We start from the raw sequence: 22,550 nt of genomic DNA, 5'->3' as shown, positions 1-22,550 counted from the left end.
TGTTACGCCCCCTTTGCATCGCGTTCGGCGATGAGCAAATGGAGGGACCGAGCATCTTCGATCGCCTGACGTGCTTCGCCAGAGTGCCGCAGCGCGCCTTCGAGATTGTGTCGTCTGGCCCATTCAAGGGCGTCGTCGTCGCTAACGTGAAACGATGCGAAGGCTTGGGCGTGAGTGTTGTCCGAGGCGGGCGCAGCTGCGCGTGCATTCCACTTCGCTACTGCGCTTTCAATAGCTGCCTTGTGCAAGCGAAGGCAAGCTCGTCGCGTCCGAATGGTCCCGCCACCGCCTTCCGGCAAATCTCCATGAGCCTGTGTCTCGCAGTCACAGCACTCGATCCAGTAGCTAGGCGTATGAGTATTCGCAAGCTCAAGATCGTTGCCGCCGCACATCGGGCACGGCAGCAGCGCGTGACCCGCGTGCGTGCCATCGTCATCCATCGATGCTGAGAAGTGGTGTACTCCGCCGTACGTGGTCAGGCCAGCGATTTCGTGTGTCATGGTAGAGCCCTCCGGCTGGGCGGGGCGCGTAAGCGCCACGCCTTCGTTAATCTGGATTTCGCGCCGCGCGAGCGGCGCTTCGTTCATCTGGACAAATTCCTCGGATGCAGGCGCATCCGCGCTGACGTGTGCAGTGGGATTGGTTTGGGGCGACTTGTCGTTTGCCCCCCTTTCCCGCTGTCGCGGCAGCGGACATGGGGTAGAAATGGCCGGGCAACCCATCAAACGGCCCCCGTGAGTGCGCGTACGGCAAGCTCTTCGAGCCAGTTGACGGCTCGGTGAGTGTGCTTGTTGTCGCGGGTGAATTGGTTGTGTCGCAGTTGGTCGGCGAGTGCGACGGCGCCTGCCGCAATGGCGAGACGGCGCGTTGAATGCCCGGTGCCATGATGCGACACAGGGCCGCCCTGATATGTCGTGCCGATCTGATAAGACCGTGATGAGTACCACTTGCCCGACTCGCCACGCGCGACGTTAATTTCTACGTAGCTTCCAGCCCATTTGGGCGAGCGAATGAATTCGGTTGCCCGACTATCGAGCATGCCGTATTCGTGCGCTACAGCCACGGGGGCCTCATCGTCGGTTGTCGAGTGGATGCGGCAGAACGTCGAAAGCACCGTGGATATTTCGACAAAGCCCGGGGAGTCCTCGCCGAACGTCGGACTGCTGTACGCGGCGACGGTAGCAAACAAAAGTTGCTTTGCGAACGCATCGCCAATAGCGCTTGTTCCTTTAGTTTTCTCGGCGGCGGGTTTGGGTGAGCTTTTCTCGTTCGGCTTGTTGGGCAGGTCAAGGTTCTTTTGCGTAACCTTGGTTCGCCCCTGTTCGGTAGCGACGGAGAGCGCCTTTTCGATGACGCCAAGAGCTTTGCTCGGGCCAACGTCTCGAATCGTCTTGATGGCAAGCGTCGACGTGATCGCCTTGTCGCGAATGAGCGTATGCAGTTCGGTCGGAGCATCGAGCAACAGCATGACGTCGCGCACAGTCTGGCCGGTGATGTTCAGTGCGGCGCAGATCTCGGCCTGTGTCATCCCCTCTCGTTGCAATTCTGCGATGCGCCCGCCAAGTTCGAGTGGGGTGAGTCTTTCGCCATCATTGGCTGTAATGCCGGTGATGATTAATGTCCGGCGATCAACCGTCCGGGCATCCCGGATGATGAGCGGCACGCGATCAAAGACGATCTCTGGTCGCGACCACTTCCCTGAGTCCATTGCCGCAATCGCGGCAAAGTGACGATGCTGCCCGTCATGAACGTAGATGCGATTCTCGTCGCCAACCTTGCGCACGAAGCAGCCGATGGGCTTCGTCTTGTCAAAGCCGTTGGCGAGCATGAGCGCGGTAAGGTGGGCAACGCGTTCGTAGTCGAGGGGGCGCGCATTGTCACGCGGGTCGTGAAAGACTTTTCGGGGATCGATGATCCACAAGTCGGAGGAACCGCCTCCTGCTTCCTTCACGGCGGCCTTCGTGTTGCCTGTGATGATCGGCTCGGCAGCTAGATCAGTTTGGCGTGAGTCGATCATGCGGCCACCTTTGCGCGTGCGGCGTTCGCTGCCTTGCGCTTGTCCATCGCTTCTTTTCGCTTCGCATCCCGCTCCGCGATCTGTGCATCGCGTGCGGCTTGCTCGGCAGCGCGCGCCTCAAGTGCGGCGCGGTGTCGCTTCGTGGCGGTGTCGCAATCGGCCTTGGTCGGCAGGGATACCTGAGTCCCCGCGACAACGTTGCCGAACATGATCATGTAGACGGTAAGCGGCGTGCCAGCGAGCGGCTTGCGATAGACGACGTACTTGCCGATCAGCAGCGGCGTGGTTGGACGCGGGGCAGCGGGATCGTAGCTCGTGGTACTCATGAGACTGATCGTGTCGGAACGTTGATCCCGGTCCGGGCCGGGGAGAATGAAAGGCTTGGTCATGGCTGGTCACTCATCTTTGTCACCGGCTGAAAGTCGTTTCAGATCCGGTGCATCTCTTCTCGGCTTCTCGCGCTGCTGGCGGAGTTCCGCGCAGTTGGCGAGGCATCGGCGAATGCCGGGGTGAGCGAGAGCAACTGACGGAGAGCCTCGGCAGCGGAGTAGGCGGAATTCGCGCGCGAGCGTCTCGTCGTCGAACGTATCGGGCTTCGGCATGGTGAGGCTCACACGAAGCGGCGAAGCGGTCGGGTGGGATGCAGGCAATCGGAGCTGCATTTGGTGCGGATGACCCCGGGGCTGCGTTTAGCGGGTTGCGGCGTGGGCGCTTGGGGCCGCTCACTGCTCGCGTAGACGATTGCGGCCGCGAGAGATAGCAAGCACAGGCACAGTGCGCGACGTGGACGCGCAAAGTCGCTTTGCCTTGCTGCGGTGAATCCGGTCGGCAGCACGGCGGGAAGTTCGCGCAGGGTCTGCGTCGTGCCGTGCTGCTTCAAACGTTGAGATAACAAAGTGGGCATGACTGTCTCCGCTTCGGTAGTTACTGGAGCGGAGAATAGCCATTCATGGCTATTAGTGTCAAGCCATCAATGGCTATTAAGTGGGGATTGCCTTATTTTTGTGCATCTTGATTGTGGTAAAAACGCCAAACTTGGCTATAGCTTGGATATTGCGTAGCGGCTAGCGGCGATGGCGATTGCTTCGCCCCCGACCGTCAGCAGAACGTCGATCCACGGATTGGTGTTGATGTACGCTGCGGCGGCGAAGCCCGCAATCTGGACGGTGGAGGCGAGTAGGATTGTGTCGATTGCACCGCGCTCGCGGGGGCGAGGGCGGTGTCGGGAGCTTAGGGATGCTCCGAGTAGAACGTCTTGGATTCGGCGAAGTGCGGCGAGTATCGGACCAAAGTGCTCCGGCTCAACATTCTGTATGCACGTCTCGACGGATCCGTCGGCGCGGACGAAAACCTGCGCTGCGGCCACAGGTGCGCACTCCTTCGATTCGAATGCGCGAAGGGTGGCATTGAGGACTGCTTGCTGCCGAACCCCGGTGTTATGGGCAGCGGCGTCGATTTGCGTAGCACGCTCGACGCGGGCGTCACTAAGGCTAACTACGTTTGACTGCTCGTTTCTTTGATGAACTGGTCGTTTCATTATGCGTCAGCGTCCTGTGATCTAATGGTCTGCTGGACGCTGCGGTAATGTCTCCGGCCTGCTCTGCGCTTGCGGGTGTGACTTCGGAAAAGCTGAGGCCGCGATTCGTTGCAATGACGAATCCGATGTATGACTTGATCTTCTCTTTTTCGGCTGGGGGCAGTCGTGCGAAGGCTTCGTGATCGTATTGGATCTCGTCGCTCGTGCTTTCTTCGACTAGCAGGCTGGTCACACTTACCCCGAGTGCTTCGGCGACTGCCTCTACGTTGCATAGAAGCGGTGACACTTCCCCGCGCAAAATTCTCCCGACCGTGCTTTGTGTGACGCCCGCGCGCACGGCCAACTTCGCCTGAGTGTCGAGGTGGGGGCGCAAGTCCATTTGCTGACGGACATTCTTCGCCAGCAGTGCTTGCAGCTTCGTCGGAGTGGTCGTTTTTGCGGTAGCCATAAACCCATCTTGCCAAGGATGGATAGCCATTTGTGACCAATTGTCGATTGCAAAAATAGCCATCGATGGTTTATTCTCTCGGTTAATCAATCGAGGGATCACGGAAATGAAGCCAAACCAGCCAAGTTGGATTGAGGCCGTCCGCACCAAATTGCAAGAACGCAAACGCCAGTGGCCTGAAATCGCCCGCGAGTCCGGAGTGCCGTACCACACGGTCGTAAAGGTCGCCAGCGGCGTGGTCACTGACCCCCGTGTTTCGACCGTGCAAGCCCTGCACGATTACTTCGCGAGTTGCCCTGACGGTCATGCGACGCCCGGCAACGCATCCCCTGCGGATTGAGTTCTGTTTAAGCACCTTCTCTTCTCCCTGTCGTGTGACGCCTTGAACTGTAGTGACCTTCGGCGGCGGTTAACACGATGAAACGCACACGTATCAAAGAAACGGGGCCAGCATGACCTACAAGTATCGCGAAACAGAACCGCTCGACGTGCTCTACAACGCTGTACGCGCCACTCCCGGTGGTGTTGCGGATGCGGCTAATTTCCTCTCGGCACGCCGTGGCCGTCAGATCTCGCCGGAGTCGCTTCGACTTCGCCTGCGCAACGAAGGCGAAAACCGTATCTCGTTCGAAATGTTCGGATTGCTCGTTGAATTTTTGGATGAACGTGGCCGGGTCGACGCACGCGATGCGATTTCCGCGTTCGCTGCGCAGTACGGCATGCGTGCCGTACCTATGGCGCAGATGAGTGGCGATCAGTGCGTGTCAGGCCTCGCGCGTGACGCGCTCACGCTTGGGCAGCACACGGGCTCGGTTGCGGCCGAAGTTATCGCGGCTATCGATGACGGACGGATCTCGCTCGATGAGCTGGACGCAATCACCCGTGTGGTCCGTGAGACTCAGGGAACGCTCGACGGGCTACTTGCCCGCGCGCGAATTCTCGCCCAACAGCACAACTCCTGATCGATGCAGTTCGGTCCGGGGATGGTGTGTTGCAACAAGTACCGCGCGAAGGCGGGGCTTTGTTGCGATCTCGACGCGCAGCTCGACTGCGTTGCTTTTGAGAGCGCACGTCTTGCGGCGCACGCCCCCCGCCGTCTGCCCGAATTTCTCACTTCACTTCTCGCGGTGTTCCCGCCCAACGTTCTGTTTGTGCAGGCACGTCGCGGCGGATACGTAGACACCTTCATAGAGGCGGCGGCTTGCTATTGCGCCACATACCCGACTCTCGACGAACGTCGAACTTTCTTTCACTTCCTCGCGGGCCATTTCACTGCCGAGCAAACGGAGCGCTTCAAGACGCTTCATAACGCTGAATGGCAGCGCCTGCGCGGCAAGGTTTAACCGGGGGCAACAAGTGACTTTGCGAATGAAAGCACGGGGCCATATGCGCCCCGCATTCCGTTTCCGTAGGGCGTCGGTGTCCTGCGCGTTTGTGGCGGGCCGCGCGCGTTGGCGCAAGGCTGTGCGCATGGCTCAGATCGAGGCGGCATAACGATGGCAAGTATTGACGATATCCGTCTGCAACTGTTGGCGGCGGGTCACCCGGCATTACCCGAGGGTCACCCCATCGCTGACGACAAGCACCATCGGTACGGGAAGGGCAAAAAGTATTGGTACGCCTTGCATGAGGTGTGGAGAGACGGCCGTTTGATCGGCCATACCGGCGCCTACGGATGCTGGTCGGGTCACGATAACGGGGCCACAAAGTTTGAGTGGATTGGCGAAACCGTAACGGCAGATGATCTCGCGGCGGTCAAGCGCCGTCAGGAGGATGTTGCCCGAGCAGAGGCGGAAAAGAAGGCCAAAGCGGCAAAGAATGCCTCCAATCGTGCAAACGCACAGTGGGACGCGGCAGAGGCGCATGCCGTCGCGTCAGCCTATTTCGACAAAAAGCAGATCACACCCGAGTGCGTTCGCGTAGATGCCGAAGGCCAAATTCTTGTGCCCATGGTCGTCTACGGAGAGACGCAGCACCTTGCGGGGCTGCAAAAGATCTCGCCGGACGGCGTTAAGCGCTTCAATGCGGGTATGGACAAGGTGGGCACCGCCTGCCAACTCGGTAGTGTCTCGGCCGACGATCAGGTCGTCGGCATCGCCGAAGGCTACGCGACCGCCAGATCCGTGCGTATGGCGCTGGAGGATGCAATCCCGGTCGTGGTCGCGTTCGACGCGGGCGGGCTGATGGAGAGCGCCAAGCGTCTCCGCAAGAGCCATCCCGGCGCGCATCTGCTGTTTCTCGCCGATGACGATTGGAAGATCGAGCAGCGTGCGCGCGATTGGTTGGCCGACGAATTCGGATATGAAGGCGATCCGCAGATCGGTGGTGACGCACTCTCGCTCAAACGCGGCGAAACCGCAGTGCAGGTGCGTATCGAACGCAAGGCCGACGCCTTTGCCGTCGAGTGGCTGCTTGCGACGATTACGACGGCCGGTGCAAGCACTGCGCCGCGCACGAAGTCATTTGCAAACGCAGGCCGCAAAGCGGCTCACGAAGCGGCAGCCGAAGTGGGCAACGCGAGCGTGACGTATCCAGCGTTCGAAGCACGTGGCGATCGAAAGCTGACTGACTTTAACGACTTGCATGTCGAAGAGGGCTTGCATGTGGTCAGGCAGCAGGTGAGCGCTGCGGTACTGGCTGCGATGGGGGCGGATCCAGCAAGCGTCGCGCCGTATGCGCACCTGCAATCTGCTGAGACGCAAGACGATCCGCTCTACGAATCAGCCGTCGATGCGGTGACGAAGCACGGGCGCGCAACGGTTGGGCATCTGCAAAAGCTACTTTCGATTTCGTACGCGCGCGCGTCTCGACTTTTGGAGGTCATGGAAGATCGCCGTATCGTCACGGCTGTGGACGCCAACGGTCGACGCAAGGTTGCGGGATCGGCGGCTACCCCTTCGTCTGCTGGCGCAGCGGGAGCCATGCGAGGCGATGGCGACGAAGAGGAGCATTGGCGGGCGCGGCTACGTCGCGCAGACAATTCCGGTGCTGTACTTCCGGCGCTCGACAACGTATTCGCCATCCTGCTCAACGATCCGGCATGGGCGGGCGTGCTCGGGTTCGAGCAGTTCTCCGGTCGAGTCATGAAGCTCAAGCCGCCTCCTTTCGACGAAGGCGGCATCGAGGGCGAATGGACCGACCGCGACGATGCCCGGTGCGTGCTGTGGCTCGGCCAGCGCTACGGATTCAGTCCGAAGCAAGACATAACGATGGAGGCGGCTTTCCTAGTCGCTGAGCGCAGCTCGTACCACGTCGTGCGCGACTACTTGGAATCCGTTCGCCCGAATTGGGATCGCAAGAGCCGCCTCCGCTCGTGGCTCGTCGACTACTTGGGCGTCGAGGATACCGAGTATGCGCGTCTGGTCGGGTTCAAGTGGCTGCTCGGCGCTGTTGGCCGTGTGATGCGCCCCGGCTGCAAGATGGACAACATCCTCATTTTGGAGGGTAAGCAGGATGCAGGTAAGTCGCGTACGTTCGCGACGCTCTTCGGGCAGCAGTGGTTTACAGACGCCCATATCAACATCGGCGACAAAGACACCTATGTCGTGATGAACGGCAAATGGGTGCTTGAGCTGGCCGAGCTTGATGCGTTGAACAAAGCCGATTCGTCGCTCGCTAAGAAGTTCTTCACGACTGCGGTTGATACGTTCCGCCCGCCCTATGGGCGGCGGGCTATCGACGTGCCACGGCAGTGGGTTGTCGGCGGCTCGGTCAACTTCGATGCGTACCTGAAGGATGAGTCCGGCAATCGTCGCTACTGGCCGGTAAAGACTGCTGACGTCATCGATTTCGTTGGCCTTGCTCGCGACCGCGATCAACTTTGGGCCGAAGCATTTACCGAGTATCTGGAGTGGGAGCAGGCGAACGACGAAGCGGGCGGTATGCAGCCGACGCCGTGGCAGGTGCTGGCCCACGAAAAGCCTCTGTTCTCTGTTGAGCAAGAAGCGCGTTACGAAGGCGACGTGTACGAGACGATGATCGCACGGCATTTGCATCATCTGTCCGAAAGCAAGATCACTACGGAGCAGATTCTGGCTGACGTGCTCAAGCTCGACATTTCGAAGTGGACCCCGGCCGAGCAGCGGCGCGTTGGCAAGGCTCTCAAGTCTATCGGCTGGGTGCGTAAGCGTGAGAGCACCGGCGCACGTGAGTGGTACTACGAGCGTCCAGCCGAACCCGTAGCGCCCACGCCTCCGCCTCCGCCTGTTACTTACGACGAGGCCGACGATGTGCCGCTTTGATCGGAGCGAGGCGCGCCTAACCGCTGGCATTGGCGCGCGCGACAGCGGACAACGGCGCGCTGAATCGCCGTCCCATGTCCCAATGTCCCATGCGCCGCCACGGTTCCGTGCGCGTGATGCGTGCGACGTGTGCGACGTGCAGGCGAGAGTGCGCACGTCGCCCGCGTCGCAGGCGCACACACCCAAGCATTCATTTTTTCTTTGGGACGTTGGGACATTGGGACGGGGGAGCATGCAATGAGTGTCGACTACAAAGAGCAAGCCGGGATTGCGATGAATCCGCATAGCCAACTCGCTGATGCCGCGATGGATCCCCAAGTAACTTTGGGTGCTCTCGCATTCGCAGACGAGTTGGGGCGTCTGCTGTGGCGCATGAAGTACGGGCAAGACGTGAAGCATGCGGGAATGAAGCGTGCGACGCTGATACTTGCAAGCCGCGTGCGGGCTTCGGGTAAGTTCAAGCGGTCGAAGTTCACGGGCGTGACGAAGGCTGACCGTAGGGATGCTCGCATGGGATTCGATGTGGAGCGGAGTAGCGTGGATATCGTCGAGCGGTTCGCGGCTCGTGTCATTACCGAATGGGTGGCTGATCTGTGCGTGACGTGCCACGGTCGCCGATGGATCCCCCGTATGTCTAAGTCGAAGGCGGCGGCAGCTCCGCTCTTGCAGTGCCCGGGTTGCGGTGGCACCGGACGTGCGCCACAAGACGATGCAGCACGAGCGCGGTGCATGGGTTTAGATCTGGAGGTGTATCGCAAACATTGGTCACGTCTGTTCGCAGCAATGCTGGCGTTGTTGGATGAGGTCGATGCGGCAACAGAGGCGACGGTGAAAAAGCAGATGCGATGGAGATAATGTTGCAATCCGAAATATCTTGAAATAGAATCCGTTTCATCCTGTTGGACGTTACGACGTTTCGGGATATCGCTGGCACCGCGCGTTAGTCGTGCAAACCTCTCGGGACATAAAAATAACAATCGGAGCCTGCGAGGTGGGGTTGGGGAAGGTCCGCCCTAGATGATTGCGAAGAACACAGTGAAGCCCTGAACGTGAAAGCGTTCGGGGCTTTTTGTTTTGTCCAACCGGCCGCGCCCGTCTCCTCGCGGCCGACCGCTCGTCGCCGTCCACCGCTATGGACGTGCGGCGAGCACCTATTTCGTGAACGTATGCCATCGAGCGCTCCCCGCCCATGCCGAGAGCCGAATTGTCGCGCGCTCGTTCGCGACGGCTCGGCATATTGCGACAAGCACAAGCGCGTTGCGCGTGGCTCGTTCGCTGATCGCGAGCGTGGCACGCGGCAGCAGCGAGGCTACGGAGCTGGGTGGGAAGCAAAGCGACAACGCGTATTCGCGCGTGACAAGTGGCTATGCCAAGAATGCCTGCGGGCGGGTGTCATCAAACCAGTGGGTGACACGCCTTACAGCGCTTGGTGCGATCACATCGTCGCGAAGGCAGAGGGCGGAACTGACGACGACACGAACCTGCAAACGTTGTGTCGTTCGTGCCATGCCGCAAAGACCGATGCCGAGAAGCAGCGCGGCCGATCCCGGGCGGCACAGGGTCTGCTCACAAAACAAGCAACCCCCGGTCGGTGACGATGACCGGCCGGGGAGGGGGTGGGTCAATCTCTGAGGCGCTTTTGCCAGGGACCGAGCGCCCAGCTGCGTTTTTCCGAGCAGTGATTTTTGAAGAGGGGGGGGGTTAAAGCAGCCGCCCCGTAGACCCGCTACTTCGCCCTGTTTGGCGAAAAATCTTGTCGCGGGCCACAGGAGCGCCGTATGAGTTCGGATTACACCGATCTGGCCGATGAGTACGCGGCTGACGAAAAATCGTCAGCAAGCACCGTTGGTAAGAAGTTGCTTTCACCGAAGCCACCACCCGGCACGCAGTTGTCGCCGCGCGAGCGGAAGGTGTGGGACTACATTTGCCACGTTTTGCGCGAAGAAGGGCTGCCGCACATGACTGCCGGGCTGGCGATTGCGGTCGTGTGCAAAACCTTCATCCGATGGGTGAACACCGAGTTGCAGTTGCAGGAGTTCGAAGCCAGCAACAGCGGCTCGTATTTCATCAAGACCAAGACCGGATTCGAGCAGCCGCACCAGTTCTTCTATGCGGCACAGACGCTTAAAACGGAGTTGCTGAAATGGCTACCCGAGAGTTGCCTGACCCTACCGTCATCGGTGATGGCAAGGGCGAAGTTGGGCGACGACGGGCAGCAGGACGATCTCTTCGGCGATCTGCTGCAATCCGCGCTCGCCGCACCCGCAAGCAAATCGCTCAACTAACCCCGAGCGTCTTGCACGAGTGGGATGAGGACTATGGTCTGCCCGTGCTGCGAGGGGAGATCGTTGTCGGTGAGCTGGTGTATCTCGCGGTCGAGCGTCACTACCAAGATCTGCGAGACGGGGCAAAGCGTGGCCTGACGTTTAGCCCCGGTCATGCGTGGAAAGTCATTCAGTTCATCGAGCGCTTCTTCGTTCACATCAAAGGGCCGTTGGCCGGTCGGCCAATCCTGCTTGACCCATGGCAGAAGTTTTGGACCGCCGTCCTGTACGGCTGGCTCGGTCCGGAGGGCACGCGTCGTTTCACCCGTGGCTATGAGGAGGTTGCGCGCAAGAATGGCAAGAGCACATGGAAAGGCCCACAAGGTGCGTACCTGTTTATGGCCGACATGGAAGTCGGTGCGGAAGTCTACGCGGTGGCGACTACCCGTGAACAAGCAATGTCGGTGTTCAAGCCTGCATTCGACAATATCCGGCGATGGGCGCGTCGCTCGAAAGGCGTAAAGCGCTCGTTCACCATCCATGAAGGCACCAATCAGGAAAAAGTTGCTTTTGATAGTTCAGTGTTCAAGCCTCTACCGGCAAACGCTGAATCGCTCGACGGGTTGAATCCGTCGGCAATTCTGTTCGACGAGCTGCACGCGCAGAAAACGCCGGAAGTGTGGGACGTAATGGAGTCTGCGCTTGGGGCGCGTACACAGCCGCTACTCTCCGCGATCACGACGGCAGGCTTCATTCTGGATGGTGTTTGTACGGAGATACGTCGCTACCTGATCGAGATTCTGCGGGGCGAGCGTGAAGACGATAGCTTCTTCGGTTACGTCTACACGCTCGACGCTGACGATGATCCGTTTGAGGAGCGGAACTGGATCAAGGCGAACCCCGGGCTGGGTATGTCCAAGCGGTTCGAATACATGCGGTCGATGGCTCGCAAGGCAAAGGCGCTGCCGTCCGCGCTTACCAACTTTCTGACCAAGGATCTGAATCAGTGGGTCAACGGCGCAGACGGTTGGATCCATGCGGCGACGTATGACAAGGGTGGAAAGCCGTTCGATCCGGCGATTCTCAGGGGCCGCAAATGCTACGGCGGATTGGACCTGTCATCCACGCGAGATCTGACCGCGTTGGCGCTTGTGTTCCCTCCCGACGAAAGTGATCCAGACGGCGAGTGGTACTTGCTGGTCTACACCTATTGCCCGAGAGCGAAGGTGACCGATCAGGCTGCGGATGACCGGGCGGACTACAAGCGTTGGGAAAAAGACGGGTGGCTCAACGTCACCGAGGGCAACGTTACCGATTACACGCCGATCAAGAATTTCATTCTTGGCGAGGTGCGGGAGCGTTACGAGCTGGTCGAGCTGGCCTTCGACAAGTGGAACGCGACGCATCTTGCCAACGAGCTGATGGAGGCGGGTGTGCCGATGGTCGAAGTACCGCAGATGACAGGTGGCATGTACCCCGGTGCAAAGAAGTTCGAGGAGCTGATTTACGACTACCGGCTGCGCCACGGCGGCAATGCCGTGATGCGTTGGGCGACGCTCAACGTCTCGCTGCTCTTTGACAGTAACGGTAACTTCCGGCCGGACAAGAAGAAGTCGCTAGCGCGAGGGCGTATCGACCCAGCCGTCGCGACGGTCATGGCACTGTCGAGAGCAAGCGCCGGTGATGGACGTCCGTTGAGTGAAACCATTGATGAAGACGACGTGCTCGTCATGTGACCATGCGACTTTTAAACGCCTTGATTGGCAAACGTAGCGCGGACGCGGAATCGTCCTCCATTACGGCGCAGAACCTGCACGAGTACATTCACGGCGCGGGGGAGATATCGGTGACCACCGAAACGGCTATGCGCCTGTCTGCGGTGTATGCGTGTATCAACGTGCTATCGAGTTCGTGGGGGCAACTGCCACTTGCCGTGCTTCGTCGGCGTGGGGAGCGGGTGGACGTCGCCACCGATCACGCTGCCTACTACTTGCTGCACGACGCTCCGAACGAGTGGGAGACGAGCTACAAGTGGCGGGAAACGCGACAGGCGCACGTCTGTGGATGGGGGAACGCGTACACGCCGATCCGACGAAGCGCTCGCGGTGAGCTGGTCGAGCTGGCGCGGTGTCTGCCTTGGCAGACCACGTTGGTTAAGAACGGCAATCGGTGGGTCTACTCCACGCTGGGCGACGACGATAGGCCAATGTCCGTTGCGCCCGAGGACATGATCCACATTCGCGCGCTCGGGTCCGATGGGCGCACGGGGATCAGTCCGATTCGTCAGCACGCGGAGATGTTGGGCCTCGGTATCGCGGCGCAGCGCTACGGGCGAGAGTTCTTCACGGGTGGCGGTAGACCTACCGGGCTTGTGACGCTCAAAGGGCAGGCGCTTAACGAAACGTCGTGGGAGCGCTTGAAGTCTGTTTGGCGCAAGGCGCAAACGGCACTCGCGGCCTCCGAGAATAAGACGCTTCTCTTGCCTGCGGAGCTTGAGTACAAGTCGATCTCAATTGCGCCGGAAGACGCGCAGTTTATTGATACCCGCAAGATGAACCGTTCGGAGATCGCGAGCATTTACAACGTGCCCGCGCACATGATCAACGATCTTGAGCGGGCGACGTTTTCGAATATCAGCGAGGCGGGCATCCAGTTCGTGCGTCACACCATGTTGCCGTGGTGTGTGAACTGGGAGCAGGAGCTAAACCGTAAGGTGTTCACGCCAGCGGAGCGAAAGGCGGGCTACTACGTAAAAGCCAATCTGGCTGCGCTGCTGCGTGGCACCCCGAAAGAGCGTGCGGAGTTCTACCACTACGCGATTACGGACGGCTGGATGGATCGAAACGAAGTTCGTGCGCTTGAAGATCTGAACCCCCGCGATGGCCTTGGCGAAATGCTCGTTAGCGTGAACGCAAAACCGGCATCGCAGGTCAACGCGCCCCCGCCAACTCAGGCATAACGCAAAGGTACTTTTCATGACCACCATTGAAATGCGCACGCTGACGAGTCAGCCGTGCGAACTGCGCTCGTCCAGCGATCCCGCGAAGCCTTCCGTCATCGTGGGCTACGCGGCGGTATTCAACACGCGTAGCTCGCTGATTATGAACATGTTCGTCGAGGAGATCGCGCCGGGTGCGTTCGATGACGTGATCGGCGACGACGTGCGAGCTCTGTTCAATCACGATCCCAACTTCGTCCTCGGGCGAACGCGAAGCGGCACGCTTTCGCTCTCGCTCGACTCACGCGGGCTGGCGTACACGATCACGCCTCCGGACACGCAAATGGTGCGGGATCTCGTGCTCGCGCCGATGCAGCGAGGCGACGTTTCCGGGTCGAGCTTCAAGTTTCGTGTAGCCCCGGGGGGCGATGAGTGGCGAGAAGAGGGCGATATCGTTGTGCGAACAATTCGCCGCTTCGAAGCGCTCATCGACGTATCGCCCGTTACCTATCCGGCTTACGAAGACAGTCACGCCGCGCAGCGTTCGTTGAGCGCGTGGAAAGAGGCAAACGACGCGCAATACAAGGCGCGCGTCGAAGCCGAAAACGGGCGTCGCGCACGCGAGCGCTATCTCGAAACTCTCTGATTCAACCAACTATCAACGGAGCACATATGACTCTTGCAGAAATGAAGCAACGCCGCTCGCAGCTCGCCAACGAAATGCGTTCTTATCACGAGGCGCAAGGCGATGGCGCATGGGGTGATGAGCAGCGCTCGAAGTGGGACGCGATGCGCGCTGATATCAAGATTCTCGACGACAAGATCCTGCGCGAAGAAGAACTTCGCGCGAACGATCAACGCTACGTCGAAGGCAATGCCGCCGAGCTGGCGGCTCAGGCCGCCCGGGCAGCGGGCACGCAGACGGAAGACGAGCAGCGTTCCGCGTTGTTCGACCGCTTCATGCGTCGCGGCCTCGGCGATCTGTCGACCGAAGAGCGGCAAGCGCTCGCGGCGGAAAGCCGCGCGCAAGGCGTAGCAGAGCCGTCGCGAGGTGGCTACACCGTACCGACGACGTTTCTTGCGCGTGTGCAGGAATCGATGCGCGCGTTCGGCGGCATTGCATCGGTGTCGCAACTGCTCGTTACCGACAGCGGTAATCCCATCGAGTGGCCGACAAGCGACGGCACGAACGACGAAGGTGCGCTCGTTGGCGAGAACGAAGACGCGGGCGAGAAGGACGTGGAATTCGGCCTCGATGCGGTCGGCGCGCACAAGCTCACGTCGAAGGTGATCCGTGTGTCGAATGAGCTGCTGAACGACGCGGGCGTCGATATGGAGGCGTTCTTGGCCGGACGCGCCGGCTCGCGTATCGGCCGCGTCCGCGCCCGTCTCATCGTACAGGGCACGGGCGCAGGCAAGCCCGCACAGCCGAAGGGCTTGGAAGCCTCCGCCCCCGTCGGCAAGATCGCAGCGGCAGCGGACAAATTCACGTGGAAGGAGATTAACGCGCTGATCCACTCCGTCGATCCGGCCTATCGTTCGGCCCCGAACTTCCGCTTGGCATTCAACGATTCGACGATGCAGCTCATCGAGGAGATGGAAGACGGTCAGGGCCGTCCGCTGTGGATCCCGGGGTTGGATGCTGGGGCACCTGCACGCATCCTGAAGTATCAATACGTCGTCGATCAGGCAGTTGCGAATGTCGGTGCGGGCAGCAAGTTCATGTACGCGGGCGATTTCTCGCAGTTCGTCATTCGCGAGGTCCGCTCGATGACGCTCAAGCGTTTGGTCGAGCGGTACGCCGAGTTCGATCAGACCGGCTTCCTGATGTTCTACCGCTTCGGCTGTGTTCAGCAGGACTTGGCGGCGATCAAGTCGTTGCAGGGCAAGCCCGCGTAAATCGTCGAAGTAACCGTCAGTGAGGGCCGCGAGAGCGGCTTTTTTTATGCTCGTCACATATGCAGAGGTATGGCGGCACCTGCGCTTGCGTGGGTCGCCGCCCGCTGACGGCGGGAGCGATCCGCACGTCGAACTGCTCGCGAAAGCTGCGCAGCGGAAGATCGAGAACGATACCGGGCGCAAGTTGTACCCCGCCGAAGAGAAGTTGCCCGAGGACGCCCCCGAGAGCGCGATGGCTGTCACGGAAGACGTTCGCGTCGCAATGCTCATGCTCATCGGCCATTGGTACGAGCATCGGGAAGCCGTTGGCGATGGGGCGCAGTTGTACACGGTGCCGTTGGCCTATGAGGCACTGGTCGGCCCCTACCGATGGTTCTCGCTATGAGAGCGGGTCGATTAAGCGATTGGGTGGTGATCGAGCGACGAGAGTCCGTAAGGGACGCCTTGGGCGAGCAGTCGCACCAATGGGTGAGGTTAGACGCAGATTGGGGCGACATACGTTTCGTCAATGGACGTGAGTACGTGACGAGCGGCACCGAGGTAAGCGTGGCGACCGTGAGTATTCGCATGCGCTGGCGTGACGACGTGCTCGCGTCGGATCGAATCGTTGACGCAGACGGACAGGTCTACAGCATCGCGGCGATCCTTCCTGATAAACGTCGGCGCGTGTACGTCGATTTCGCCTGTTCAACCGGAGCCTCCGATGGCTGACTTCCGTGTGCAGGGATGGCAGGAGATCGTTGACCGAATGCGCCAGCTCGCCCCCAAGGTCGCACGGACCACGCTGGGGCGCTCGGTCAGCTCAGGGGCGGTGCTAATCCAACGCGAGATCCAACAGCGAGCGCCGGTTGATACGGGACGCATGCGAGCGGCGGTGTACCGAAAGCGAATCAGGGATCCGAGTGATCCGCTTCACATGACGTACATCATCGGCGTGCGAAGCGGCCCGCGTCGTAACCGAGACGGAACCAAGGACTACAGCCGGGACGCTTGGTATTGGGTCTTTAAGGAGTTCGGTACGTCAAAGATGCCCGCCGAGCCGTTTGTGCGGCCCGGGTTTGAAGCGACCGGCGACGCTGCGGTTCGGCAACTGCTCGACTCGTTGTGGCGCGGGATTCAGCTCCACGGGAGTGGCAAATGATCGAAAAGGCGGTTCAAGCGGCACTAGAGCCGGTCACGCCGGGGGCTGTATTCCCCGGCACGGCACCACAAGGCGCACAGCTGCCGCGTATTACCTACCAAGGTATAGGCGGCAAGCCGAACGTCACGTTGCGCGGCCCGAGTTCCACGCAGAACGCTCGTATGCAGATCGACGCATACGCAAAGTCACTTTTGGAGGCGCTGGCCGTCATGGACGGAGCATTCCTCGCTTTGACGCGTGACGCGGTTCTGAAGGCAATACCGCTCGAAGGCAATCCCCGCTGGACGAAGGAGGCAGACACAGGTCTCTGGCGAGCGTCCCGCGATTTCTCTATCTGGTTTACTAATTAGGAGGGCACATGGATGCTCTTGAAAATGGCGCTATCAGCGCGCAAGACTCGATTCTCGAAGTAAAGGGCGATGGTGCTCAGTGGGTCGAGATCGAAGGGGTTGTGAGCTATCAGGGCTTTGACGGCAAGGCGTCGGAGCTGGACGCAACGAACCTGCGCAGCAAGGCGAAGGAAGTGCGGCCGGGCTTGCAGGACTTCGGCAACTTCACGATGGAAATGAACCGCAATTTCACGGATCCGGGGCAGCTCGCGCTCATTGCGGCTAAGAAGTCGCGAAAGAAGTGTGCGTTTCGTCTGACGTACCCGGCTGGTAACACGGATACCTTTGACGCCTACGTGATGAGCTTTCCGACAAACGGCGGTGTGGATCAGATCATGAAGGTTAGCGTCACGCTGCGGGTGACGGGTGAAGTCATCTCGGCAGACGCGCCGGTCGGGGGCTAAGCATGGCACTGACACGAGAACAAATCCTCGCTGCCGACGATCTTGCGGTCGAGTCGGTGCCTGTGCCCGAGTGGGGTGGCGACGTGCGAGTGCGGATGATGAGCGGTGAGCAGCGCGACCAGCTCACCGCGATGATGGTCGCCGCTTCGGATGCGAGCCAGAACGTCACGGCGGTGCGATTCGGCCAGATGGTCGTTTCTCTCTGCCTTGTGGACGACGACGGGGCGCTGCTGTTCGGGGCGGACCGGCTCGATGAGCTTCGTAAGAAGCAGCCGCATGTTATCGAGCGCTTGGCTCTGCACGCAATCCGCATTAACGGTCTTGGGCCGGGGGCGGTTGAAGAGGCAAAAAAGCCCTCCGAGACGATCCAGTCGAGCGGCTCTGGTTCCGACTCGCCCTCGCCCTTGGGCGAACAGTCGCCGAGCTAAAGCGAAGTGTGTCCAGCGCGGAGTTCACGCGCTGGATTGCCTTCGCGGAACTGGAGCCTTGGGGATCGTCGTTCGACGATCTCCGGGCTGGCTCGGTCGTCTCGGCAATCTACAACGTCAATCGCGACCCGAAAAAAACGCCTGACGCCTTTGGTCCGCTGCATTTCATGCCGTGGAACGTACGCCGTCAAGCCGAGTTGGAGAAGCAATCTGCGGCCCCTGTTCTGTTGCAGGACAAGGTTGCGCACTCCAATCTGCTGCGCGCGACGATATTCGGCATTCCCCCATCGAAAAAGTGAGGTACATCCATGTACGGCAACGTCAACATGGGGTCTGCGGTCGTCTCGCTTGAAGCGGGGATCGCGAAGTTTAACGCGGACATGAACCGCGCTGCGGACGTCACGCAGCAAAGCATGCAGCGTATCGAGTCGTCGACGAAAACGGCCGAAGGCGCGCTCAAAAGCATCCAAGCACAGTCGAGCGCCGTCGTGCAGCGCTTCGATCAGATGCGCGGTGCGATGGCGAACGCCTTCGCTATGTTCAGTGTCGCAGTGGTCGCCCGTGAGTTTGTGTCGCTCTCGGATGCCTCCGAGCAGGTCGTCGGAAAGCTGCGGCTGGTGACCGACACGCAACGTGAGTTGCAGGAAACACAGTCGCAGCTCTTCCGCACGGCCAACGACACGCGCGCGGGCTTCACTGCCACGGTTGACCTGTATAGCAAGGTCTCCCGGGCGACGGAGAACCTGACGCGTAGTCAGACGGATCTCGTGCGCTTCACCGAATCGGTGAACCGGTCGCTGCTGATTAGCAGCGCTGGTGCGCAACAGTCCGAAGCGGCCATCTTGCAACTCGGTCAAGCCCTCGCGTCCGGCCGCTTGCAAGGCGATGAATTCCGGTCGATCACGGAGAACGCGCCGCGTCTCGCACAGGCCATTGCGGACGGTATGGGCGTGGCGCAGGCCGAGCTAAAGAAGCTCGGCACCGAGGGCAAGCTGACGTCTGAGGTTGTCTTTCAGTCGGTGCTGAATTCTTTCGACAAGCTCCGAGCCGAAGCGGCCAAGATGCCGCAGACGATTGGGCAGTCGTTTCAATTGCTCAAGAATGAAGCTATCGGCTACGTCGCTGCACTAAATCAGGGTTCCGGGATCGGTGGCACCCTGTCGAGCACTGTGACGTTGGCTGCGAAGAACTTCGACGTGCTCGCGGGCGCGGTCGAGGGCTTGCTTGCCTACAAGCTGAGCGGCTGGGCGCTGACGGCCGGTAGCGCGATGGTGCAGCAGGGCAACGCGGCGATTACAGCGAGTGCAGCGCTTGCGACCGAACGCGCGGCTGCTGTGGCGAGCGCCGAGGCTGACGTGCTCAAGGCAAAGGCGTCGGTCGACAAAGTGGTCGCAACGCAGGCGTCAGTCGTTGCCGCGCGCGAGCAGGCTATGGCGACGCTCACCGAGGCGAATGCCACGATTGAAGCGACGGTCGCGATGGGGGCGCATAGCGCAGCGCTGCGTGCCAATGCAACTGCGACGCAGGCACGAGCTGCTGCCATTGCTGAATTGGCCGTTCTTGGTCAGCAGCAAGCCCGCATCTCTGCCGCCATGACTGCCGCCACGGCGGCCGAAACCGAGGCCACGCTGGCGCTTACCGCTGCCAAAGCTGGCGCCAGCGGTGTTGCAGGCGTGCTCGGGCGAGCGCTTGGCGTGCTGGGCGGTCCTATCGGACTCGTCACGACGGCGCTAGGGGTTGGCGTTGCTGCGTGGCAGTTGTGGGGATCGAGCGCGCAGCGGGCCGAAGATGATGCGAAACGTAGTGTCGAGAAAAGCACGAGCGACATTATTGCGGATCTCGACCGGCAGATCGGCAAGCTAAAAGAGCGTAACGCGCTCGCCGCAAAGGGGATGGCCCCGCGCTCCGCATCGACGGAAGTAACCGATGCGATTGCGCAGGCAAAAAAAGACGTCGACGACATCGTGAATCGTCGCGGCGGCTATGAGCGATTGAACGATGTTGCGCGTAACGAGCTGTTGCGGGTGAAAGGTTCGCAGCTCGCACAGTTGCAGTTCGGTGCTCGTGACCTGCAAGAGCAGCAGGATATCGCGCAGGGGCGCACGACGCAGAACGCGCTCAAGGACTTCATGAAGAAGTACCGGAGCCGTCAGCAGGAGCGCGACGACGCCATCGCGGAATTCAAAGAGCAGTTCACCGGCAAGCTTTCCGATGCGGATCTGTCGAAAGGTATTGCGCAGATCAGCGAGAAGTTTAAGGACAAGGGATCGACCTTCGATGCGCCGAAGTTCGATCTAGACGCATCGCTGCGTCTGACGACGCGCCAGATCGCGGCCGAAGAATCGTTGCTCAAAGACCGAAACGCAATGCTCGACGCGTTCTATGGTCAGAATTTCATGACCGTTAAGGACTATCTCGCTGCGAAGGGCGCAGCGCAGCAGGAAGCAGTCGCCAACGAGCTGGCCTTGTATGACCAACAGATCGCGCAACTGCAAGACTTCAGCGGCAAGGACGCGAAGCAACGCGAGCAGGTGCTTGCGAAGATTCAGGAGATCCAGCAGAAAAAAACGCAGGCCGAGCAGCAAGGCAATCAGGCTATCGCGCTGCAACGCATCACCACTGTTGCTGACTCGCTGCGGTATTACGAAGAGCAAGTGCGGAAGGTCGACGATACATACAACCGCACGCTCGAAAATATCAGCAACAGCAAGGCGCTCGGTACGTTGGGCACGGTGGATAGCCTGCAAGCAACGGACGGCGCTGCGCGTATCGCCGTGGCTGGATACGAGCAGGTCAAAAAGGCTGTTGCAGATCTGAAAGCCGAATACGGCAACACCCCGCAGATCGATGAATTCATGGCGCGGTTGAACACCGGCATGCTTCGCACGCAGGTGAACGTCGACGCGCTCGGCCGAGCGATTCAAACCAATCTCGGTGAGCGGTTCAGCGACGCATTTTCGAGCATGGTGACGGGCACCGAGTCGGTCGGTGGCGCATTCTCGAAAATGGCCACGGGCATGCTTAGCGATCTCGCCAAGCTGGCTTCTCAGAAATTCTTCACTGAGACGCTTCTCGGCAACGGCGGATGGCTATCGGGCGCGATGGGCAGCGTTGGCGGGTGGGGCGGGCTGGCGTCCATGTTCGGCTTCTCTGAAGGGGGCTACACGGGCGACGGCGGTAAGTACGAAGCAGCAGGCGTTGTGCATCGCGGTGAATTCGTCGTGAATGCGGACGTCGTGCGTCGCCCCGGCATGATGGGGTTTCTTAGTGGCCTTAACGCGTCGTTGCCGGGTTTCTCCGATGGTGGGTACGTTGGGGGTTCGTCGGCCGCACCGGTGGTTGCTGTTCCCGCAGCAACGCGCGGGGCTGCAACGCCGTCAGTGGTCGTCGAACAGAATTTCTACATTACCCCCGGAAGTGCGCAAACCCAAACGCAGACGGCAGCCAATGATCCGCTATTGCAGCGCCTCGCCGAGCAGATGGGCGACCGGGCACGTGCTGAGATTGGAGCGGCACTGCGGCCGGGCGGTCTCATTACCGAGTGGGCTGACCGTGGCCGCAGGTAGCCATGGCGCATGAATGAGGTAGCGGATGGATCTTGAAACCTTCACTTGGCCGGTGCGTCCCGACGTGCAGGGCCAAGTTACTTTTCGCACGCTAACTGCGCAGTTCGGCGACGGCTACAGCCAACAGGCGGACGACGGCATTAACGTCGAAAAGCAATCGTGGCCGGTGACGCTAGTCGGCACCACTGCGGAGCTGGAACCCGTCAAAGACTTCCTGCGCCGCCATCGCGGCGTCACGCGGTTCTACTGGACCCCGCCAGATCACAGCAAGGGGATTTACAAGGTGACCGGAGGCTACGGCTACGTCGCGCACGGCGCTGGCAACTGCACGATCACCGCCACGTTTGAACTGTCGCCGGTGCCGTAGCGCGCCGGTGGGTTCGTTATCAAATCATATGGGCTGCTTGGGGTTACTCAAGCGGCCTTTTCTTTTTGAGGGGCTATGGCATTCGATCCTATCAGGCTGGGTTCTCTGCCGGATGGTGCGGGCGGTGACGACGCGCGTACTGGATTTTCGCGGACCAACAACAATTTTCAGGAGACGCAACGGCAGCTCGACGCGAAAATGTCGAGCGAGACGGCCGAGGCGGCACTCGCACAAAAGATGCCGAAGAACCCGGGCGGTTCATCTTCGAATTTCGTTATGGGAGACGGCACCGTCGGAAATGCCGTGAAGGGGTACGTACAAGTAAAGAACGACAACTGGCCCGCGTTTGAGTGGCATATCCCGAGTGTCGTGGCACGAATTTGCTTCTTGAGCGTAGACGGTAGCCTTTCTTGGGTTGGGTCAAACGGTGGCGGCACGGCGAACGGCGGTATTTTGATGGGGCTATCGTCGGTCGGCGGGCTATCGATACTGGGCACGTTAACCCAAGGTTCAGACTATCGGCTAAAAGAGAACGTGGCCGATCTCGACCCAGATGACGTACTCGGCCGCCTCCTGCGGCTCCATCTGTTCGAATACGATGCTCTCCTCGACCCCGATCACTCGCGCGGTCCCGGTGTCTTTGCGCACGAGTTGCAGGAGCAGTTCCCACATTTGGTAACAGGGACAAAAGACGCGATGCGTGCTGCCGACCCGGCAGGGGGCACCGACGAGATGGTGCCGGACTACCAGCGGGTTAATTACTCCGGTCTAACGGTCTATTTGGCCGCTGGTGTGCAGGCGGTGGTACGCCGTTTGAAGGAGGCGGAAACACGTATCACTGACCTTACCGCTGCCGTAGACGCACTGTCAGCCGCAGTCAACGGTACGCCTTCCGGCGACGCAAGTTAAAG

The 22,550-nt window shown here is 60.3% G+C and carries 25 protein-coding genes; 20 read left to right on the top strand and 5 right to left on the bottom strand.

The window, feature by feature from the left end; genetic code table 11:
* Nucleotides 1–2: 2 nt before the first annotated feature.
* The 5 genes from PPN31114_RS17485 to PPN31114_RS17465 all read right to left on the bottom strand — a co-directional run bounded on the left by PPN31114_RS17485 (nucleotide 3) and on the right by PPN31114_RS17465 (nucleotide 4,245).
* The gene (locus tag PPN31114_RS17485) at nucleotides 3–587 is read right to left on the bottom strand and encodes a hypothetical protein (RefSeq protein WP_150680778.1); all 585 of its coding nucleotides are present in this window, start codon (nucleotides 585–587) and stop codon (nucleotides 3–5) included.
* Nucleotides 588–721: 134 nt separating this feature from the next.
* Nucleotides 722–2,017: a transcriptional regulator gene (locus tag PPN31114_RS17480; RefSeq protein ID WP_150680777.1), complete on the bottom strand. Its 1,296-nt coding sequence runs from the start codon at nucleotides 2,015–2,017 to the stop codon at nucleotides 722–724.
* The gene (locus tag PPN31114_RS17475; RefSeq protein ID WP_150680776.1) at nucleotides 2,014–2,406 is read right to left on the bottom strand and encodes a beta-hexosaminidase; all 393 of its coding nucleotides are present in this window, start codon (nucleotides 2,404–2,406) and stop codon (nucleotides 2,014–2,016) included. The genes PPN31114_RS17480 and PPN31114_RS17475 overlap by 4 nt, the downstream gene beginning before the upstream one ends.
* Before the next feature lie 221 nt (nucleotides 2,407–2,627).
* A complete protein-coding gene (locus tag PPN31114_RS17470) occupies nucleotides 2,628–2,921 on the bottom strand; it encodes a hypothetical protein (protein WP_150680775.1) in 294 nt (97 codons plus the stop codon).
* 586 nt (nucleotides 2,922–3,507) lie between these two features.
* Nucleotides 3,508–4,245, bottom strand: coding sequence for a helix-turn-helix domain-containing protein (locus PPN31114_RS17465; protein WP_174988168.1), 738 nt, complete (start codon nucleotides 4,243–4,245; stop codon nucleotides 3,508–3,510).
* Nucleotides 4,246–4,454: 209 nt separating this feature from the next.
* Here PPN31114_RS17465 and PPN31114_RS17455 point away from each other — a divergent pair, with 209 nt between their 5' ends.
* The 20 genes from PPN31114_RS17455 to PPN31114_RS17360 all read left to right on the top strand — a co-directional run bounded on the left by PPN31114_RS17455 (nucleotide 4,455) and on the right by PPN31114_RS17360 (nucleotide 22,548).
* Nucleotides 4,455–4,964 (top strand): phage regulatory CII family protein, encoded by a 510-nt coding sequence (locus PPN31114_RS17455; RefSeq protein ID WP_150680772.1) that lies wholly within the window; start codon nucleotides 4,455–4,457, stop codon nucleotides 4,962–4,964.
* A gap of 3 nt (nucleotides 4,965–4,967) precedes the next feature.
* Entirely contained in the window at nucleotides 4,968–5,345 is a 378-nt protein-coding gene (locus PPN31114_RS17450; RefSeq protein ID WP_150680771.1) for a hypothetical protein, read from the top strand.
* Between the two features lie 153 nt (nucleotides 5,346–5,498).
* Entirely contained in the window at nucleotides 5,499–8,243 is a 2,745-nt protein-coding gene (locus tag PPN31114_RS17445; protein WP_150680770.1) for a VapE domain-containing protein, read from the top strand.
* A 237-nt stretch (nucleotides 8,244–8,480) separates the two neighbouring features.
* Nucleotides 8,481–9,098 (top strand): hypothetical protein, encoded by a 618-nt coding sequence (locus tag PPN31114_RS17440; protein WP_150680769.1) that lies wholly within the window; start codon nucleotides 8,481–8,483, stop codon nucleotides 9,096–9,098.
* A 311-nt stretch (nucleotides 9,099–9,409) separates the two neighbouring features.
* Nucleotides 9,410–9,838: an HNH endonuclease gene (locus PPN31114_RS17435; RefSeq protein ID WP_150681124.1), complete on the top strand. Its 429-nt coding sequence runs from the start codon at nucleotides 9,410–9,412 to the stop codon at nucleotides 9,836–9,838.
* Between the two features lie 183 nt (nucleotides 9,839–10,021).
* Nucleotides 10,022–10,528, top strand: a complete 507-nt coding sequence (locus tag PPN31114_RS17430) for a P27 family phage terminase small subunit (protein WP_246182615.1) — start codon at nucleotides 10,022–10,024, stop codon at nucleotides 10,526–10,528.
* An 11-nt stretch (nucleotides 10,529–10,539) separates the two neighbouring features.
* Complete coding sequence (locus PPN31114_RS17425; protein ID WP_246182614.1) at nucleotides 10,540–12,243, top strand: terminase large subunit; 1,704 nt, start codon at nucleotides 10,540–10,542, stop codon at nucleotides 12,241–12,243.
* Between the two features lie 110 nt (nucleotides 12,244–12,353).
* Nucleotides 12,354–13,466, top strand: coding sequence for a phage portal protein (locus PPN31114_RS17420; protein WP_246182613.1), 1,113 nt, complete (start codon nucleotides 12,354–12,356; stop codon nucleotides 13,464–13,466).
* 16 nt (nucleotides 13,467–13,482) lie between these two features.
* Nucleotides 13,483–14,091 (top strand): HK97 family phage prohead protease, encoded by a 609-nt coding sequence (locus tag PPN31114_RS17415; RefSeq protein ID WP_150680767.1) that lies wholly within the window; start codon nucleotides 13,483–13,485, stop codon nucleotides 14,089–14,091.
* A gap of 26 nt (nucleotides 14,092–14,117) precedes the next feature.
* The gene (locus tag PPN31114_RS17410) at nucleotides 14,118–15,344 is read left to right on the top strand and encodes a phage major capsid protein (protein ID WP_150680766.1); all 1,227 of its coding nucleotides are present in this window, start codon (nucleotides 14,118–14,120) and stop codon (nucleotides 15,342–15,344) included.
* Nucleotides 15,345–15,390: 46 nt separating this feature from the next.
* Complete coding sequence (locus PPN31114_RS17405; protein WP_150680765.1) at nucleotides 15,391–15,729, top strand: head-tail connector protein; 339 nt, start codon at nucleotides 15,391–15,393, stop codon at nucleotides 15,727–15,729.
* Nucleotides 15,714–16,055: a phage head closure protein gene (locus PPN31114_RS17400; RefSeq protein WP_150680764.1), complete on the top strand. Its 342-nt coding sequence runs from the start codon at nucleotides 15,714–15,716 to the stop codon at nucleotides 16,053–16,055. Before PPN31114_RS17405 ends, PPN31114_RS17400 begins: the two co-directional genes overlap by 16 nt.
* The gene (locus tag PPN31114_RS17395; protein WP_150680763.1) at nucleotides 16,048–16,485 is read left to right on the top strand and encodes an HK97-gp10 family putative phage morphogenesis protein; all 438 of its coding nucleotides are present in this window, start codon (nucleotides 16,048–16,050) and stop codon (nucleotides 16,483–16,485) included. The genes PPN31114_RS17400 and PPN31114_RS17395 overlap by 8 nt, the downstream gene beginning before the upstream one ends.
* Nucleotides 16,482–16,835 carry a tail completion protein gp17 gene (gene gp17 / locus PPN31114_RS17390; RefSeq protein ID WP_150680762.1) on the top strand — a complete coding sequence of 118 codons (354 nt, stop codon included), beginning with the start codon at nucleotides 16,482–16,484 and terminating at the stop codon, nucleotides 16,833–16,835. Before PPN31114_RS17395 ends, gp17 begins: the two co-directional genes overlap by 4 nt.
* A gap of 8 nt (nucleotides 16,836–16,843) precedes the next feature.
* Nucleotides 16,844–17,278: a phage tail tube protein gene (locus PPN31114_RS17385; protein WP_150680761.1), complete on the top strand. Its 435-nt coding sequence runs from the start codon at nucleotides 16,844–16,846 to the stop codon at nucleotides 17,276–17,278.
* A 2-nt stretch (nucleotides 17,279–17,280) separates the two neighbouring features.
* On the top strand, nucleotides 17,281–17,706 hold the full coding sequence (locus tag PPN31114_RS17380; protein ID WP_150680760.1) for a hypothetical protein: 426 nt from the start codon (nucleotides 17,281–17,283) through the stop codon (nucleotides 17,704–17,706).
* 8 nt (nucleotides 17,707–17,714) lie between these two features.
* A complete protein-coding gene (locus PPN31114_RS17375; RefSeq protein ID WP_150680759.1) occupies nucleotides 17,715–18,005 on the top strand; it encodes a phage tail assembly protein T in 291 nt (96 codons plus the stop codon).
* A 9-nt stretch (nucleotides 18,006–18,014) separates the two neighbouring features.
* The gene (locus PPN31114_RS17370) at nucleotides 18,015–21,272 is read left to right on the top strand and encodes a tape measure protein (protein ID WP_150680758.1); all 3,258 of its coding nucleotides are present in this window, start codon (nucleotides 18,015–18,017) and stop codon (nucleotides 21,270–21,272) included.
* Between the two features lie 25 nt (nucleotides 21,273–21,297).
* Nucleotides 21,298–21,639, top strand: a complete 342-nt coding sequence (locus PPN31114_RS17365) for a phage tail protein (RefSeq protein ID WP_150680757.1) — start codon at nucleotides 21,298–21,300, stop codon at nucleotides 21,637–21,639.
* A gap of 75 nt (nucleotides 21,640–21,714) precedes the next feature.
* Nucleotides 21,715–22,548 carry a tail fiber domain-containing protein gene (locus PPN31114_RS17360; protein WP_150680756.1) on the top strand — a complete coding sequence of 278 codons (834 nt, stop codon included), beginning with the start codon at nucleotides 21,715–21,717 and terminating at the stop codon, nucleotides 22,546–22,548.
* Nucleotides 22,549–22,550 lie beyond the last annotated feature (2 nt).

Source organism: Pandoraea pneumonica, from assembly GCF_902459645.1.
Classification (GTDB): domain Bacteria; phylum Pseudomonadota; class Gammaproteobacteria; order Burkholderiales; family Burkholderiaceae; genus Pandoraea; species Pandoraea pneumonica.
This window is presented reverse-complemented; position numbering and strand designations above follow the sequence as displayed.